The sequence below is a fragment of the Chelativorans multitrophicus genome (assembly GCF_011317445.1).
Taxonomy (GTDB): domain Bacteria; phylum Pseudomonadota; class Alphaproteobacteria; order Rhizobiales; family Rhizobiaceae; genus Chelativorans; species Chelativorans multitrophicus.
In genome coordinates, this window is record NZ_JAAAPL010000004.1 from 195,836 (window position 1) to 212,290 (window position 16,455).

Sequence of the window (16,455 nt, forward strand, 5' to 3'; positions counted from 1 at the left end):
TCCACCCTCCCCACAAAGGGGAGGGTGGGGTACCCTCAATTCTCGGCCGTGTAGCGACGGTTCCATTCTTCCTCGATGCGCTCCATCCAGCTTGGATGCGGCTCGCCCAGCGCGGGGCCGAGTTCTTCCGGTTTCAGTGTCGCGATGCCGAGGTCGATTGCCTCAAAACCTGCGCGCGCGGCGGGATCGAGTTTTTCCATGGACAGCACGGTCGGATCGCCCCAAAAGGCCGGGTCCTGCTTTCTCGCCTGCGCTTGCGGCGATAGCAGGAAATTCGCCGTGACGAGAGCGCCGGCCTTGGCATTAGCATTGTACGGTATTGCCACGAAATGCGTGTTGGCGAGCGTGCCGCCGGGGAAGGTGAAGGAGCGCACCGTATCCGGCAGCTCGCCATTGGCGATCGCGCTCGAAGCTTCCGAAGGGTTGAAAGCGAAGATGATATCCAGTTCGCCGTCTGCCAGAAGCTGCTTCATGGCGGGATAGTTCTGTGGGAAGGCCCGCCCGCTTCGCCACGCAACTTTGTGCAGCGTGTCGAGATAGTCGAAGAGCGGCTTTGTTACCTCGGCGAAAACGTCATCCTCCACCGGCCGATCCAGAACGGACCGGTCCGTCACCTTTTCCAAGAGGACCTGCTTCAGGAAAGAGGTGCCGGTGAAATCAGGCGGCTGGGGATAGGAAAAGCGTCCCGGATTGGCTTCCGCCCAGGCGAGCAACTCATCGGCAGTGCGAGGAAGCTTCGCCGCGTCCATGCGGGCTCCGTCGTAGAAGAAGGCAAGCTGTGCCATTCCCCAAGGGCTTGCCAGTCCTTCGACGGGAATGGTGAAGTCAGTCGTGATGGTGGGCTTGTTCTCGTGGTCCACGTAGCGCCAGTTCGGGAGATCTTGCGCCCAGCCGGGCGACAGCAGCAGTCCGCGCTCTTTCATGGCGGCAAAATTCTCGCCGTTGATCCAGATGAGGTCCACCGAGCCGCCCTCATCGCGTCCGGCCGTCTTTTCGGCAAGGACGGTTGCCACCGCGTGAGCCGTGTCGTCGAGCTTCACCTGCTTCAAGGTGACGCCGTATCGGTCCCGAAGTTCGCCCGCCGCCCATCCGATATAGGCATTGATGTTCTGCGCTCCTCCCCAGGCGTTGAAATAGACTGTCTGACCGCGCGCCTCTTCAAGCACCTTGTTCCAGTCGGCGGCGGTGAAATCCTCCGCATGCGCCGGAAGGCTGGCGGTGCAAAGGAGTGCGGCAGCTAGGAAATGTTTCAGCACGGCGGTTCCTCTTCCCCAGTTTGCCCGCGATAGAGCACCGCCCGCGCCTCGGAATCAATGGAGCGGCCCTCAAAACCCCGTGAGGCGCGGCCCTGTTGGTGGAGGTCGCGCTTGACCGGAGAATCTACCTGAACATCGACCCGCTTCGGCGATCTGGCTGCGGCATTTTTTCCTCATCTGGTCAACCATGACCTTGAAAGTCAAGTTTAGGTTGACATACATCCCACTGAAACGCTTTTATGAGCCCGTCCGAAGGATGCGTTCCCAAATGTCTGGGCCTTGAACCCATTCGATTGAAGGACTCCAACCCGAAAGGCCGCTAAGCGCGGCATCAGCGGAAGGTAGTTCAAGGTTCGATGTTCAGGTGAGGGAATGCAGGCTTCGGGCCTGCTCCTGAAGAACCAGTCAGCCGGAAGCCATGCTCGTCTGCCATTGCAACCTCATCACCCAGAAGGAAATCGAGGCGGCTATCGTCGCGATGCTCGATGAGGATCCGTGGCAACTCATCGTCCCCGCCAAGGTTTATCACTCGATGGCAAAGCGTGGACGTTGCTGCGGCTGCTTTCCGGGCTTGGTGGAAACGATCATTCGGGTAACCGAAAATTATCACCGCGCTTCCGATACTGGCGACGAGAAGATCGTGACATATTTGGATCGTGTCCGCGCTTTGCGGGATAAATTCGGGAGCAAATTTAATGAAAGGCGATACAAGGGTCATAGAGCGGCTTAACGAGGCTCTTTTTTTGGAGCTCGGAGCCGTTAATCAATATTGGCTGCATTACCGGCTGCTGGAAGACTGGGGTTACACCAAGCTCGCCCATAAGGAACGCGCCGAGTCCATCGAGGAGATGCACCACGCCGACAAGCTGATCGCGCGCATCATTTTCCTCGAAGGCCATCCAAACCTGCAGACGCTCGCTCCGCTGCGTATCGGCCAGAACGTCAAGGAAGTGCTGGAAGCCGATCTCGCCGGCGAGTATGACGCCCGCAACTCCTACAAGCGCTCGCGCGAGATTTGCCATGAGGCGGGCGACTACATCTCCATGAAGCTGTTCGAAGAACTGCTGGCGGATGAAGAAGGGCATATCGACTTTCTTGAAACGCAGCTTCAGCTGCTCGATTCCATCGGAGAGGAGAAATACGGCCTCCTTAACGCCGACTCGGCGAAGGACGCAGAGTAGATACTTGATCGCTGGCGCGATTTCCGTGTTCAGGCATGGGTTCAGTTAACGAGTTAGGCGGCCTTGAGCCGCCTTTTTCGTATCACAACAAATTTTAAACCAAATGGTTGACTATCCGCGCTGATGCGCTATTATCAACCACATGGTTGAACAACATCCCGTTATTCTGGACTCGATCTTTCATGCGCTCTCCGATACCACGCGCCGCGCCATGCTGCGCGATCTGGCGGAGGGCGAGCGGAGCATCGGGGAACTGGCTGCGCCGTTTGATATGTCCTTCGCCGGTGCGTCGAAACATGTGAAGGTGCTGGAGCAGGCGGGACTCGTCCAGCGCCGCATCGCGGGCCGCACCCATTATTGCCGCCTGAACGCCGATCGCCTTGCCGAGGCTGACGCGTGGCTTCGTTACTATGAGCGCTTCTGGACCCGTGGTCTCGATACACTCGAGGCGCTGCTGCGCGCCGAGGATGAAAGAGCAGGGAAGATGGGGAAATGACCCCGAACACCTTCGCGGTGAACGTCACCCGCCGGTGCAAGCATCGTGCTCCAGCAGCTAACCTCGTCGCCGACCGCTTTCCGGATGGGCTCGGCGCATAACCAGCAGGAGGCTCGAATGAAAACGCATGATTTCCCGGCGACGGGCGAGGCGATCGCCCCTGGAACCGTCCGCATCGAGCGGGTGTTGCCCGGACCGGCCGAGCGCCTTTGGAATTACCTGACCGACTCTGAAAAGCGCCGGCTGTGGCTGGCGGCGGGCAGTATGGAGCTTTTCCCGGGCGGCAAGGTGGAGCTCCTGTTCCGCCACCGCGAGCTTTCCTTCGAACCGACACCTGATCGCTACAAGCATTACGAGACGAGCCCGGCGATGCTTGGTGAAGTGATCGAATGCGATCCGCCTCGCCTCATCACCTATAGCTGGCCGGGGGACGGCGGAAAGAGCGAGGTCACTTTCGAGCTTTTCCCGGAAGGGCCGAATGTGCGGCTCGTGCTTACGCACCGCCGACTGGAGGGTGCGGAGATGATGATCAGTGTTGCCAGCGGCTGGGAGGCGCATCTGGGCATCCTGGAGGATCGCCTGTCGGGCCGGGAGCCGCGTGGCTTCTGGTCCACTCATGCCGGGCTGGAAAGGAAATATGCGAGAAAGTTCGCGGAGCGGGGGTGATGAAGGGTTCCATGATGGGCCAATCATATTTGGTCATTCCGCCTAAACGCCGCGCTTGTTGCCCCAGACCAGGACGTGCAGCTGGGGCAGAACCCGGACTGAAAACCACGCATCTGCGGCAACTTTGTTAATTAGCCAGCGCATTCGCCGCATCACGCCCTCAATGTCGATCGGCGCGTAATGGGCATCGGCTGGCGGCGGAGTGTGATTGCCAGGCTGAAGATAAAGCGGCAAGCCGCCATGACGGGCCGAAACCGCGCGCGCAAAGGCATAATCGGCCTCGTCGAAGATCACGATCTTGAGCGCGACTTCGGTTCCTTCTCCCGCACGGGCGATGCAGTCGCTTAACCTCTGCCAATCCATTTCCATGCCGCTGGAGGGAGGCTTGGGACTGATAATCAGAACGTCGAGCTCGGAAAACCACTCGCGCGCCAGCGATCCTTGGGTTTCGAGCGCGAACCGATAGCCCGATGATTTGCCCAATGCGATGAGATCGCCCAGCGGCTGTATCGCCGGATTGCCGCCGGAAAGCGACACCATGAGCGGAGTGTTGGCCGAAAGCACCTGCACTTTCTCCCAAACAGCCTTTGCCGTCATAGGCTCCCAATCGTGCCGGTATTGGGTGTCGACCGCATGCAGGCTGTCGCACCAAGCGCACCGGTAGTCGCATCCGCCCGTCCTCACAAAGACGGTCGGCAGACCGATCAGGGGCCCCTCGCCCTGAATGGTCGGCCCGAAGATTTCCGCCACCCGGATATGCGTTTCGGATTTGTCGCTGGTCATGGCCGGTACTCGGCCCAGGTCTTGGGCGTTTCGCTGACGCGAACGCAGGACGTCTCGGGCAGCCTCTCACGGCACCAGTCGAAAAAGTGCTTGGCCAGCCATTCGGCCGTGACCGCGTCGTGGCCGAAGACATCGTTGAGGTGTCTGTGATCCAGCGTTTCGTCGACATAGCGTTGGAACGCCGCTAGGTCGTGATAGTCACGAACAAAGCCGTTCTCGTCGAGCGCGTCGGCAGCCAGCTCGATCTCGACGATATAATTGTGGCCGTGCAGACGCTTGCAAGGATGATCGTCGGCCAATCGCAACAGTTGGTGTGACGCCGAAAAGTGGAACTGCTTGGTGATCCTAAACATCAGCCCGCCTTCCTCGCGACGGCCTCGCGCCAGAACGCAGCGTCCTCATATGTGGTGGGATCGGTGACGCCGGCGAGATCGAACGCCTCGCGGCGCTCAACGCAGGTGCCGCAGCGGCCGCAGTGATGCTTGCCGCCTTTATAGCACGACCACGTCGCCTCGAACGGGGTGCGGTGGCGTACCCCATCCGAGACGATATTGGCCTTGGAAAGGTTCACATAAGGCGCGTAAAGAGCAATCTTGGCGTAGCCGTCGAGAGCTTGCGCCTGCATCGCCTGAAAGGCCTCGATGAAACCGGGGCGGCAATCGGGATAGATGAAATGATCCCCGCCATGTACGGCCGTTGCCACCGCGTCGGCGTTTTGCGCTGCCGCTACGCCGAAGGCGATCGCCAGCATGATGGCGTTGCGATTGGGCACAACGGTGATCCGCATGGTGTCTTCGGCATAATGGCCGTTGGGCACGTCGATCTCGTCTGTCAGAGCCGAACCGGCCAGCCCCTCACCAACGGCGCGAATATCGATGATCATATGCCTGACATCGAGCCGCTGCGCGCAGGCGCGGGCGAAATCGAGTTCTTTTTTGTGGCGTTGGCCGTAATCGAAGGAAATGAGACCAGCGAGGGTTTTCTCGACCGCCACCTTGTGGGCAAGCGAAACCGAGTCCAATCCGCCAGAGCAGATAACGAAAGTCTTCACAGAGCAGGGTCCTTGTTTTTACCGGGTAGGCTGCGACCGGAGATTTCTCTGCCCTCCCCCTAGCCCATGTGGCTTTGCTTGTGAACCGGGAGAGTGCCGGCGTGTCGGCTGCCTAAACCGAAATCCAGACCGCAACCGGCTTGAGCACTGCGCTGTCGATGGGCTACGCGCTCCGCCGGACTGCCCAAACCGCACTGCGTGGCGTTATATTCAACTAGGAAATTGCAAATTCCGTTGCCCCAGCACCCAGGATAATATCGTTTACCTATTGATCACCAACGGGTCCGGGCGCGTAGCACGCCAGTTTTCCTTTCTTGGCCGCATAGAACGCCGGAGAATTACTTTGGGCCGGAGTGTGGTTCGCCGCGGCAACGGGCATTGCTTCGCCATCCTGAAGGTGAGGTGAACCGCACAATTGCCGTGCAGGGATTGCACGCCGCAATGCTGGACGAAACTATTTTTTGAATAATCGTGGTGTGCGTCAATTGTTGCGGCGCCAAGTAACAGAGCAATAAATGAACAGAATTTGCCAGCAATCACAAATTACTTCGCACATTCTAGATGACAGAGTGCAAACGGGGAGGAAGAGCCAAGGCTGGCATGGTCACTTTTCGGAGAAGCCACAGCGCCATACCGGCGCGCTTTCAAAGGCGCGGCCACAGGTTTTTACACTGCCGGCCCTGGATTCTTCGGGACAGATCTTCGATGCCGTCGCCCGCCAGAACCCCCTCGACGCTAATCAGCTCGGAACGCACCTGCCAAAACAAAAGCCGTTAAATTCAAAGGCGCAAGCCGTGCTGACCCTGGCAACGCTGCTGTCGTCGTGGCGTTTGCCGGGTGCTGACGCCGCCTCAAACATGAACGGATATCGAAAGCCGCGGCCAACGCAGCCTCAATCGTATGCAATGAAAGTTCGCGATAATGGGGGCGCGGCAGCGCGAGAGGGCTCGAATTTTTCCAGCATCAGACTGACGCGCAGCTTGCAGTTCGATTCCTGGGAATTGGCGCCGAATATCGGCAGTACGGATTCGGAGTCTCCGCGCGGAAAGGTGAAAATTCACTCCGCGCCTAAGGCGCATCCACAAACATCCTCTTCGGCTCCATTGGGAAAGGCAAAATGGCTGGACCTGACCCGCGCCCGCCCGCGTATCGAGACGCCGACTGCGGCACTGATCGCGGTGATGCGTCATGCGGGCAGTCATACAAAGCAGGTCGAGAAGGTGATTGCCGAGCTGGATCATGCGATGGATATGACGCCTTCGCGGCTCGCCAAGCTGGTCGGATCGAAAAAGCTGGTCAACAAAGCAGCCAGGCTCTACGCAGCCAGCCGCCAAGTGGGCAGCGACACGCCGCTGAAGCAGCGATCCCGCGGCGAGACCGCTCAGCGGCGGCTAGAGTTTGTGAGCGCACTCAAAGATGAACGTCTGCAACAGCGTCTGTTCTTGCCTGACAATCTGAGTGCAAGCGAACGAGCCAGCAGTGTTTACTTCGACGGGAACGCCATCGTTAACGCGCTTGGCAAGACAATCCTGGAGCTTGCCGACGATCCGGCGCTCATGCGGCTGCCTGCCTTTGCGAACCTGACGCAATCCGCGCGCCGCGAGATGGTGACGCGCTGGATGGACGCTCACGGTCAAGATACCCGATATCCAATCGGGACGATTGCGCACTCAATGGCATCCGTCCTCAAGACCGCGGCGATGGCCCGCGGTAAGGCGCCTGCTGCCGCATACGCATCGCAGGAAGCTTTAGATCAGGCATTTTCCAATCTGGTGCAGCAGTGGCCCTCACAGGAGAGCACGCTGATCGACCCGCGGGTCCTCTTTGGGCTTCATCTCGCCAAAACTCAGGGAATCAAGCTTAGCGGTACAGCCTCTGAGCGATTGGCCGGCCTGAGGGGGGTAATAAAGGATCTTCTCACCGAAGCGGACGGACCGCCGCGCTTTGATCGAAGGGCGGTCGCGCTAGAAATCCTGCAAGAAAAGACAAAGCTGCCAAAAGGTGAATTGGATTTCGAGCCGCGCTTTGGCGGTGAAACTCTGCTCGATTACTTCATCGATACAGCGGAAAATTTCCTTCCCACTCCCGGAAACGTGCCCCATGTGCCGGTGCCATACCTCAACGGCGGTTATGGAAGCGTCGGGCTGGAGGAAATCAATAAGTACAGGGCGGCAAAAGCGCAGTTCAATGCGGCGCTGCCGCAGCACCCTTGGTTTGCAGCAAGCGCCCGCTTGGCTCTACGTCGCGAAAACGCGAATTTAACCCCTGATGTGTTGACGGCGAGGATCAATGAAATCGTCTCTCAATATAAGCAGGGCAACAGCAATTCTCTCTCAGAATTGAAGCATTGGCTCGACAATATGCCCATCATATCAAGCGTTATGGGCATCGCCGAAGGCATTGTTCATGGGAGCCCAGAAGAGATAATCAGCGCTGTTCCGATTTTGGGGAATATATACAATGCCGTGGACGGAGTAGCCGCTGGAGATGGAGAGCGTGCGGCAACGGCATTGATCACAATGGTTCCGTTTTTGGGAGCGGGCTATGTGATCGTTCACGGTCTGGCCGATGGCGACGCCGCGGAGGTTGTGGGTGGCGCCCTGGGCCTGGGATTGGACTTCGTGACCTTCGGCGAGGGCCATCTGGCGATAAACAGCCGTGTTGTAGGACATGCAGAAATAGCGGGGGGGCTGGTGGCGCCGCACATGTTTTCGCACCAGGAGCTGCCTTCGCCACTCCGGCTGCAAGCGCAGCATAGTTTACGCGCGTTGGCAGACCTTGGTATTGAAGACCGTGCATTGGCGCTCACCGACAAGACTGGCAAACACGGGAGCGTCGGCGATCCTTACGGCATTGCCGTAGGCGGATTGGATGCCTCGCATCTTCTCTCTTCGGAGATCGCCAAGGTTGCCGATCGCATGGTGCCGGTACCTCCCGAAAAGATTCCCAAGCTTATGAGGCGCCGGCAGGATGGGACGTGGCAAAATCCGTCGACGCTGGCGCATTACGCCCAGATCGGGCCTCATCTTTATCGCCTTGCCCTTGACGCGGCCGCCTCGGTTCCGGAGCGGCCGGTTTGGAACCCCGTGGATCCGACAGGCAACGGCCGGGACCGTAGAATTCGCCTCCAGCAGGTTGATGGACAATGGCAGACTGCACGCGATGCGCCCGGGCTCAGAGGCGGTGCACCCAAGGAAGTCTTGAGAATCATTTCCGAGTCAGCCGCCGAGGCGCTGGATGTCGCTGTTCCCGAAGCCTATGCACGCAGGCACTGGCATGAAAGGGCGCCGTCGCTGCCCGCCTCTCTCCAAGCAGAACAAAGCACGCGGCCGGTGATCGTCTCACGAACGGAAACTGTCAGGGTTGTGGAGCAGATACTACGTGGGTATCAAGATTTGCGCCATGAGCCGGGGATCGTAGAACAAACTTTCAATCAGCATATCTCTGTCAGCCGCATGCACCCGGATGGAAAGCTGGTTCTCTCGTCCGAAGACGCGGCAGGAATAGCCGCCTTCCTTCGGAAACTTTACGACACATCGGAAACATTTAGATCGCTTTACAATGGCGCCGTTGACAGCGGCAGAATCGGGGAGGACGCCAAGTGGCAGATCCATGTCTGCGGCGATCAGGCATGCAGGCCGGAATGCGATTTTCAGGCTAGGATCCTGACGGTTCCAGACATTGAGGTAAACGAGCTAAGCTTTATCGCTGACAAACAGCTTCTATCGAGCAATGGGAAGCTTTTCGCTCCAAATGGCCGCCGCGTCATTCTCCATGAGGCGATCCATATGCTGACCGGGAAGCTCGATCCTTCCCTTTCCGATTGGTTCGATCAGGAAAACCTGCCCGAAGCAATTCAACAGTTCGGGTTGGGGGAACGGGGGGGGCGTCGTTTACCTGGAGGACAGGATCTTGAAAGAGGCGGGTATAGAAGCAAAGACAAGGCTTACTTACCCGGGCATTTCCGAAGAGAAAAAGAATGCGCTCGAGATTGCCGGCGTCGACTACGACTCGCTCGAAAAATATGTGAAGCTCCAGGACGATTATTTGAACGCCCTGTTTCCCAGAACAGGCCTATTCACGACGGTTTCTGCCTGCTGCAACATTCAGAAGTGAAGAGCGGCACGCGACGCCGACGGGGGTTGAGAATTTTGGAGACGCCGATAGCGGCGATGCGGGAAGCGGGGGAGGAATCCCGCTTTCTCTGCCTTCAGGTATTTTCTACGGCCCTCCGCTTCAGCCCACTCACATCCTGGCCTTCGAGTTTAAGAGTTCCGCCACCTTGGCCGCCAGCCGCCGGGCGACCTCCTCCTTGCCTGCCTCCGGCCACTCCTCGACGCGGTCGCGGCTAACGATATGTACCTTGTTCCGGTCGCCGCCCATAACGCCGGAACGGCCGATGCCGCTATCATGGGAAACATCATTGGCCACGATGAGGTCGGCGCCCTTCTTGGCGAGCTTCGTGCGGGCATTCTCGACCAGATTTTGCGTTTCCGCGGCAAAGCCGATCACGAGGCGCGGCCGGTTCTCGTGATGGCCCACGCCGGCCAGGATATCGGGATTCTCGGCGAGTTTCAGGGGAGGCGGGTTCGCCCCCCTGTCCTTCTTGATCTTTTCCCCGACTTCCGTCAGTGGGCGCCAGTCCGCGACCGCCGCGACAAAGATGCCCGCATCGGCCGGCAGAAGCGCTTCCACCGCGTCACGCATCTGGCGCGCGCTCTCAACATGCACTGTCGCCACACCCTTCGGGTCGGGAATGGCGACCGGACCCGAAACGAGATGCACCTCCGCCCCAAGCTCGGCGAGTGCTGCGGCAATCGCATGGCCCTGCTTGCCGGAGGAGCGGTTGGCGATGTAGCGCACCGGATCGATCGGCTCGCGGGTCGGCCCCGAGGTGACGATGATCTTCCTGCCGGTAAGGAGCCTTTTCCCGCCGTCGAGAATGGTTTCGATGGCCGTTACGATTTCCAGCGGCTCGGCCATGCGCCCTTCGCCGGCCTCGCCGCTTTCGGCCATTTCGCCGCTGTTGGGGCCGACAAAGCGCACGCCGTCGGCCTTGAGCTGCGTCAAGTTTCGTTGCGTCGCGGGATGCATCCACATTCTCGGGTTCATGGCAGGCGCCATGAGCACCGGCTTATCGGTGGCAAGCAGCACCGCCGAGGCAAGATCGTTCGCAAGGCCCGTTGCAAGCTTTGCCATCAGATCGGCGGTCGCTGGCGCAGCCACGATTAGGTCGGCCTCCCGCGACAGCCGGATATGGCCGACATCCTGCTCGTCCTGCCGGTCAAAGAGATCGGTGAAAACATGGTCAGCCGTGAGCGCGCCAACGGATAAGGGCGTGACGAATTCCTGTGCGGCTTGCGTCATCACGCACCGCACCTTCGCCCCGCGCTCGCGCAAGCGGCGGATAAGATCGAGGCACTTGTAGGCTGCGATTCCGCCGCCGATAATGAGGAGGATGCGCTTACCGGAAAGGCTCAACGGGACGTTTCCTTCACGCCTGGTTTCAACTGGCGCATAGGGTATGGCCGAATTCGGCGTCCTTGCAAAGCGGCGGCAGGCCTCAGAACGGCAGCTTCATTCCCGGAGGCAGGGGCAGACCGGCTGTCATTTCCTGTGTCCGCTGCTGGATCGTCTGCTCCACCTTCGTCTTGGCGTCATTGTGGGCCGCCAGGATCAGGTCTTCGAGGATTTCGACCTCCCCTTCCTTGAAAAGGGATGGATCGATCTGGAGCTTTTTCATTTCCATTTTGCCGCTAAGAGTCACCTTCACGGCGCCGCCGCCGGACTGGCCATCCGATTCCAACTGGGCGATCTCCTCCTGCATGGCCTGGAACTTGGCCTGCATTTCCTTCGCCTTGCCCATCAGGTTCATCAGGTCACGCATTCTCTTCTCCAATCAGAGATCATCATCGTCATCGTCGCCAAGGTCCGGCTCGGGCGGCGCGCCTTCGGCTTCTTCTTCAGCCGCCGCGTCGGGTATCCGCACGTCGAGGATACGCGCGCCGGGAAAGCTTTGCAGGATCGCGGCCACAGTTGGGTCGGCGCGTGCATCGGCCAGCGCGGTTTCGCGACGCCCGCTTTCCTCCTCGGCCAGCGTCTTGCTGCCGGGCTCGTTGGAAAGCGAGACGATCCACCGCCGCCCGGTCCATTTCTGCAGGCGATTCGTCAGGTCCCCCAGAAGCGTCTTCGGCGCGTCCTCGGTAAGGTTGACCGAAAGCCTGCCCGGCTCGATCTGGACGAGGCGTACGCAGCGCTTGAACTGCACCTTGAAGGCGATATCGCGATTCGCGTCCGCCAGCTCGGTGATGTCGGCCAGCGACTTCACGGGGACGCTCGGCGCTTCGGCTTCCGCTGGCTGGGGAGACGCGGCATATTCGGCCGGTGAAGACTGGATCAGCCGCATAGTCTGTCCGCCGCCGCCCGAAGGCATGCGCTGGCTCGATATGGCCTGCGCTCCTCCATTGCCCGGCGGCGAGGGAGCGTAAGAGCCGGCTGAGGAGCGCCCGCTTCCATTCCCCGCGGGCAGCCCCTCCAATGTTTTCAGCGCTTCGTCCAGTGTAGGCAAATTCGCCGCATGCGCGATGCGGATCAGCACCATTTCGCCCGCCGAGATGGGGCGGCTCGATCCCTGCACCTCCTGAATGCCCTTCAGCAGCATCTGCCAGGTGCGCGAGAGCACACGAACCGAAAGGTTTTTCGAAAACTCCAGTCCTCGCGTGCGCTCCTCCTGCGGCAGTGAGCCGTCATTCGCCGCATCGGGCACGAAGCGCATGCGCGTGACAAGATGGTTGAACTCAGCCAGATCGGTGAGCACGGCGGCCGGATCGGCCCCTGCATCGTATTGCGCGCGGTATTCGGCGAGCGCTGCCGCTACATCGCCCTTCATCAGATGCTCGAAAAGGTCGATCACGCGTGCACGGTCCGCAAGCCCCAGCATGTCGCGCACGGTCTCAGCCGTCACCTTTCCCGAGGAGTGGGCGATTGCCTGGTCGAAGATGGATTGGGCGTCGCGCATGGAGCCTTCGGCGGCGCGCGCGATCATCGCCAGCGCGTCGCTATCGGCATCCACGCCTTCCAGATCGCCGATATGGGCGAGATGCTGCTTGATGAGGCCAGAATCGATCCGTCTCAGATCGAATCGCTGGCAGCGGGAGAGGATGGTGATCGGGACCTTGCGGATCTCGGTGGTTGCGAAGATGAATTTGACGTGCGGCGGCGGCTCCTCCAGCGTCTTCAACAGGCCGTTGAAGGCCTGGTTGGAGAGCATGTGCACTTCGTCTATGATATAGACCTTGTAACGCGCGGAAACCGGCGCGTAGCGCACCTGCTCGATGATGTCGCGGATGTCGTCGATGCCCGTATGCGAGGCCGCGTCCATCTCGATCACGTCGACATGGCGCCCCTCGAGAATCGCTTCGCAGTGCTCGCCGGGCACGGAAAGGTCGACGGACGGCCGGTCGACGGCCTCGGTCCTGTAATTGAGCGCGCGCGCGAGGATGCGGGCGGTGGTGGTTTTGCCCACGCCGCGCACTCCGGTCAGCATCCAGGCTTGTGCGATACGGCCGGCTGCGAATGCGTTGGTGAGCGTGCGTACCATCGGCTCCTGGCCGATGAGCTGGGAAAAGTCGCGCGGGCGATATTTGCGTGCGAGCACGCGGTAGGCGGCCTTGCCTTCTGCCGTCTGCGCGACATCGTTCATCTGCTCGTCCACGCTCCCGTGATGTGGGCCTCGATGCGGGTCTTCGCCCGACGGCGAGTTTCCCCTTGGATGGGGAGCCGCGTCAATGGGCAGCGGGAAGGAAAGGCGGGAGGCTGGCACGGTGACCCGTGCCGGAGCTCGTTAGGGCTGCTTCCTTCCGGACCTGACCCGGTTGGCGAGTGGCGCGTCCACCACCAACCTCCCGCACCCCATATCGTCAATCCCGCGGGCAAATGCAAGGCCAAGCATGAAGGAAAGGCTTGCAGGCGCCTCAGCACCACTCTAGCTTCCCCTGCTTGAACAGGAGAGGAGGCAATGCTGCCGGGCAGCAAAGGAGGGTTCGTTCTTGATCCGCGGCTGGAGGCTGAAAGCCTTCCCGTCGCGTGGCTGGGCTTGTGCGAACTGCGCCTGCGCGACGAGCGGCGCTGGCCCTGGCTTCTGCTTATCCCCCAACGCCCGGATATCGAGGAGGTCCACGATCTTACGCCCCTCGATCAGGCAATGCTCAGCTTCGAGACCAATCTGGTGTCGAAAGCGCTAAAGGATCTGACCGGCTGCACCAAGATAAATTGCGGCGCGCTCGGCAATATCGTCCGCCAGGCCCATATTCACGTCATCGCCCGCAACGAGGGCGACCCCGCCTGGCCGGGTCCGGTCTGGGGCCACGGCGTGCGCGAGCCCTACCGGCGGGAAGAGCTCCATCAGCTGGCCGAGAAGATCAAAAGCAGCCTCTAGTCGGAATGAGCTACGCCGCTTTGGCCTTTTCCCTCACCTGATAATCCTTGACCGCGGTGAAGGTGATCGCCTTCCAGCGCTCCGCCTCGTATTTGAGGCCGAATTCGTGTGGCGCCAGAAACACCGGGTCCTCGTCGAGATCCCGCGCAATGTCGCCGCGATGCGCGGTAATGAAACGCTCGAGCTCAGCCTTGTCTTCAGCCGAGATCCAGCGGCAGATCGTGAAGCGCGCCATTTCGAAATCCACCGGCAGCGTGTATTCGTTCTTCAGCCGCTCCTTGAGCACGTCGAGCTGCAGCGCGCCGACGACACCGACAATCGCCGGTGAGCCGTCCTCGGGCGAGAAGAGCTGCACCACGCCTTCCTCGGCCATTTGCTGCAGGGCCTCTTTCAGCTTCTTCGCCTTCATTGCATCGGAGAGCCGTACGCGGCGCAGGATCTCGGGCGCGAAATTCGGCACACCGCGGAAGAGGATGTCCTCCCCCTCCGTCAGCGTATCGCCAATCCTGAGTGTGCCGTGGTTGGGAATGCCCACCACGTCGCCGGCGAAGGCCTCGTCGGCGGTGATCCTGTTCTTGGCGAAAAAGAACTGCGGTGCGGAAAGGCTGATGGGCTTTCCCGTGCGCACGAGCTTTGCCTTCATGCCGCGCTCCAGCCTGCCGGAGCACACGCGCACGAAGGCGATACGATCCCGGTGGTTCGGATCCATATTGGCCTGAATCTTGAAGACGAATGACGTCATCTTCTCCTCGGTCGCCTCCACCTTGCGGGAGTCCGCATCCTGGGCGCGCGGGGCAGGGCCGATGGCGCCCAGCGCCTCTATCAGGTCGCGGACGCCAAAATTACGTAGCGCCGAGCCGAAATAGACCGGTGTCAGATGCCCCTCACGGAACGCTTGCCGATCAAAGGGCTTGCAGGCCTCCTTTGCCAGCAGCATCTCCTCGACCAGAGTATCGCGCTCGTGCTCGGGCAGGAGGCCGGAAACGGCTTCCGCTTCCGGCCCGTTCACCCTGATCGGCTCCACATCGTCGTCCGAGTGCCGGATCGTGTTGTTCGCCAGGTGATAGGTTCCCGAAAAGCTTTTTCCCCTTCCGATCGGCCAGGTGATGGGCGCCGTATCGAGTGCCAGCTTCTGTTCGATCTCGTCTAGGATCTCGAACGGATCGCGGCTCTCCCGGTCGAGCTTGTTGACGAAGGTAATGATGGGAATGTCCCGCAGCCGGCACACCTCGAAGAGTTTCAGCGTGCGCGGCTCGATGCCCTTTGCTGCGTCGATCACCATAACGGCGGAGTCGACCGCCGTTAGCGTGCGATAGGTGTCGTCGGCGAAATCCTCGTGGCCGGGCGTGTCGAGCAGGTTGAAGACGTGGCCGCCATATTCGAAGGTCATCACCGAGGTGACGACCGAGATGCCGCGCTCGCGCTCGATCGCCATCCAGTCCGAGCGGGTCTGGATACGGTTCTTCTTTGCCTTCACCTCGCCGGCAAGCTGGATGGCCCCGCCGAAAAGCAGCAGCTTTTCGGTGAGCGTCGTTTTGCCCGCGTCGGGGTGCGAAATGATCGCGAAGGTACGGCGGCGCGCCACAGCGTCGGCCAAACTCTCTGGCATATCCGGAAATCCTTTTGACGGCGGCCTCTTACCAGTCATGACCGCCGCTGTCGAACAGAAATCCATATGTAGGAAGCCTCGGCCGTAATTGTAGCATCGCAAGATCCAGGCCGGGCTTGACAGAATAATCAGTCTTCACTAATCATTAGTAATGGCTAATGAAATGTCGCAGATTGCGGCGCTTGCCGATCCGACCCGCCTGGCGGTGTTCGAGCTTGTGGCGGAACAGCCGCGCTCGGTGGCGGAGATCACGCGGTCGCTGCCGGTCACGCAATCGGCAGTCTCCCAGCATCTCAAGGTGTTGAGGGAAGCGCAGCTCGTGCGTTCGGAGCCCAGGGGGGCGAGCAATATCTACCACGTCGACCCGGCCGGGCTTGTACGCATGCGCGCGTGGTTGGACAGGTTTTGGGGCTCCGCGCTGCAAGAATTCCAGAAACAGGTGGAACAGGAGTGGAGAGATAAATGAATGCGACCAGTATCCCGGCGCCGGTGCGCCGTTCCGTCACTGTGAAGGCGCCTCAGCACAAGGCCTTTGAAGTATTTACATCCGGCTTTGGCCGCTGGTGGCCGGCAAGCCACAGCATCGGTTCTTCGCCGCTTAGATCGGCTGTGATCGAACCGCGCGAGGGCGGCCGCTGGTATGAAGCGGGCGAAGACGGCAGCGAATGCGAGTGGGGGGAAGTGCTCGCATGGGAACCGCCATCGCGCGTGCTTCTCGCCTGGCGCATCGGCATGGATTGGAAATACGATCCCGATTTGCACACCGAAGTAGAGGTCCGCTTCGTGTCGGTGACATCCGACTCCACGCGTGTGGAGCTTGAACATCGCCTGTTGGAGAATTTCGGCGGAGAAGCAGAGGCCGCGCGCGGAACCTTCGATTCTGAAGGCGGCTGGGTGGGATTGCTCAGGAACTATGCCGAAATGGTGGAAAAGACGATCGTCTGAAATCAGTTGAAAAAATCTGCCTCAAGACGGC

16 protein-coding genes and 1 other RNA gene are annotated in these 16,455 nt (G+C 60.3%); 8 read left to right on the forward strand and 9 right to left on the reverse strand.

Features of this window, described 5'->3' with window-relative positions; all coding sequences use genetic code 11:
• Nucleotides 1-35: 35 nt before the first annotated feature.
• On the reverse strand, nt 36-1,256 hold the full coding sequence (locus GNP00_RS19055; protein WP_011583354.1) for an ABC transporter substrate-binding protein: 1,221 nt from the start codon (nt 1,254-1,256) through the stop codon (nt 36-38).
• Nucleotides 1,257-1,674: 418 nt separating this feature from the next.
• Here GNP00_RS19055 and GNP00_RS19060 point away from each other — a divergent pair, with 418 nt between their 5' ends.
• The 4 genes from GNP00_RS19060 to GNP00_RS19075 all read left to right on the forward strand — a co-directional run bounded on the left by GNP00_RS19060 (nt 1,675) and on the right by GNP00_RS19075 (nt 3,599).
• Nucleotides 1,675-1,986 carry a hypothetical protein gene (locus tag GNP00_RS19060; RefSeq protein ID WP_011583355.1) on the forward strand — a complete coding sequence of 104 codons (312 nt, stop codon included), beginning with the start codon at nt 1,675-1,677 and terminating at the stop codon, nt 1,984-1,986.
• Nucleotides 1,952-2,437: a bacterioferritin gene (bfr, locus tag GNP00_RS19065; protein ID WP_011583356.1), complete on the forward strand. Its 486-nt coding sequence runs from the start codon at nt 1,952-1,954 to the stop codon at nt 2,435-2,437. The genes GNP00_RS19060 and bfr overlap by 35 nt, the downstream gene beginning before the upstream one ends.
• 142 nt (nt 2,438-2,579) lie before the next feature.
• A complete protein-coding gene (locus GNP00_RS19070; protein ID WP_011583357.1) occupies nt 2,580-2,933 on the forward strand; it encodes an ArsR/SmtB family transcription factor in 354 nt (117 codons plus the stop codon).
• A 117-nt stretch (nt 2,934-3,050) separates the two neighbouring features.
• Nucleotides 3,051-3,599: an SRPBCC family protein gene (locus tag GNP00_RS19075; RefSeq protein WP_011583358.1), complete on the forward strand. Its 549-nt coding sequence runs from the start codon at nt 3,051-3,053 to the stop codon at nt 3,597-3,599.
• A 42-nt stretch (nt 3,600-3,641) separates the two neighbouring features.
• On the opposite strand, the gene queE is transcribed toward GNP00_RS19075, so the two are convergent.
• Genes queE through queC form a run of 3 tightly spaced genes read right to left on the reverse strand, consistent with a single transcriptional unit; the run spans nt 3,642 to nt 5,433 of the window.
• Complete coding sequence (gene queE, locus GNP00_RS19080; RefSeq protein WP_011583359.1) at nt 3,642-4,382, reverse strand: 7-carboxy-7-deazaguanine synthase QueE; 741 nt, start codon at nt 4,380-4,382, stop codon at nt 3,642-3,644.
• Nucleotides 4,379-4,735 (reverse strand): 6-carboxytetrahydropterin synthase QueD, encoded by a 357-nt coding sequence (gene queD / locus GNP00_RS19085; RefSeq protein ID WP_011583360.1) that lies wholly within the window; start codon nt 4,733-4,735, stop codon nt 4,379-4,381. The genes queE and queD overlap by 4 nt, the downstream gene beginning before the upstream one ends.
• A complete protein-coding gene (gene queC, locus GNP00_RS19090) occupies nt 4,735-5,433 on the reverse strand; it encodes a 7-cyano-7-deazaguanine synthase QueC (protein ID WP_011583361.1) in 699 nt (232 codons plus the stop codon). Before queC ends, queD begins: the two co-directional genes overlap by 1 nt.
• 515 nt (nt 5,434-5,948) lie before the next feature.
• Between queC and GNP00_RS19095 the strand changes: the two genes are divergently transcribed.
• Nucleotides 5,949-9,785 (forward strand): hypothetical protein, encoded by a 3,837-nt coding sequence (locus GNP00_RS19095; RefSeq protein WP_166016219.1) that lies wholly within the window; start codon nt 5,949-5,951, stop codon nt 9,783-9,785.
• Here the strand turns inward: GNP00_RS19095 and coaBC are convergent.
• From coaBC to ffs, 4 genes are all read right to left on the reverse strand, one after another.
• The gene (gene coaBC, locus GNP00_RS19100; RefSeq protein ID WP_011583363.1) at nt 9,679-10,914 is read right to left on the reverse strand and encodes a bifunctional phosphopantothenoylcysteine decarboxylase/phosphopantothenate--cysteine ligase CoaBC; all 1,236 of its coding nucleotides are present in this window, start codon (nt 10,912-10,914) and stop codon (nt 9,679-9,681) included. The two genes, GNP00_RS19095 and coaBC, sit on opposite strands and share 107 nt — an antisense overlap.
• A gap of 82 nt (nt 10,915-10,996) precedes the next feature.
• On the reverse strand, nt 10,997-11,320 hold the full coding sequence (locus GNP00_RS19105; RefSeq protein ID WP_011583364.1) for a YbaB/EbfC family nucleoid-associated protein: 324 nt from the start codon (nt 11,318-11,320) through the stop codon (nt 10,997-10,999).
• Nucleotides 11,321-11,332: 12 nt separating this feature from the next.
• Nucleotides 11,333-13,135: a DNA polymerase III subunit gamma/tau gene (locus GNP00_RS19110; RefSeq protein ID WP_011583365.1), complete on the reverse strand. Its 1,803-nt coding sequence runs from the start codon at nt 13,133-13,135 to the stop codon at nt 11,333-11,335.
• A 105-nt stretch (nt 13,136-13,240) separates the two neighbouring features.
• An RNA gene (ffs, locus tag GNP00_RS19115) (signal recognition particle sRNA small type) lies at nt 13,241-13,338 on the reverse strand.
• Nucleotides 13,339-13,450: 112 nt separating this feature from the next.
• On the opposite strand from ffs, the gene GNP00_RS19120 reads away from it, so the two are divergent.
• Nucleotides 13,451-13,870, forward strand: a complete 420-nt coding sequence (locus GNP00_RS19120; RefSeq protein WP_011583366.1) for an HIT family protein — start codon at nt 13,451-13,453, stop codon at nt 13,868-13,870.
• A gap of 10 nt (nt 13,871-13,880) precedes the next feature.
• Here the strand turns inward: GNP00_RS19120 and GNP00_RS19125 are convergent, their stop codons facing one another.
• A complete protein-coding gene (locus GNP00_RS19125; RefSeq protein ID WP_011583367.1) occupies nt 13,881-15,479 on the reverse strand; it encodes a peptide chain release factor 3 in 1,599 nt (532 codons plus the stop codon).
• Between the two features lie 151 nt (nt 15,480-15,630).
• Between GNP00_RS19125 and GNP00_RS19130 the strand changes: the two genes are divergently transcribed.
• Together GNP00_RS19130 and GNP00_RS19135 are read left to right on the forward strand one after the other, a co-directional pair.
• Entirely contained in the window at nt 15,631-15,945 is a 315-nt protein-coding gene (locus GNP00_RS19130; RefSeq protein ID WP_011583368.1) for an ArsR/SmtB family transcription factor, read from the forward strand.
• Nucleotides 15,942-16,424 (forward strand): SRPBCC family protein, encoded by a 483-nt coding sequence (locus GNP00_RS19135; RefSeq protein WP_011583369.1) that lies wholly within the window; start codon nt 15,942-15,944, stop codon nt 16,422-16,424. The genes GNP00_RS19130 and GNP00_RS19135 overlap by 4 nt, the downstream gene beginning before the upstream one ends.
• The last annotated feature ends 31 nt before the right edge of the window (nt 16,425-16,455 follow it).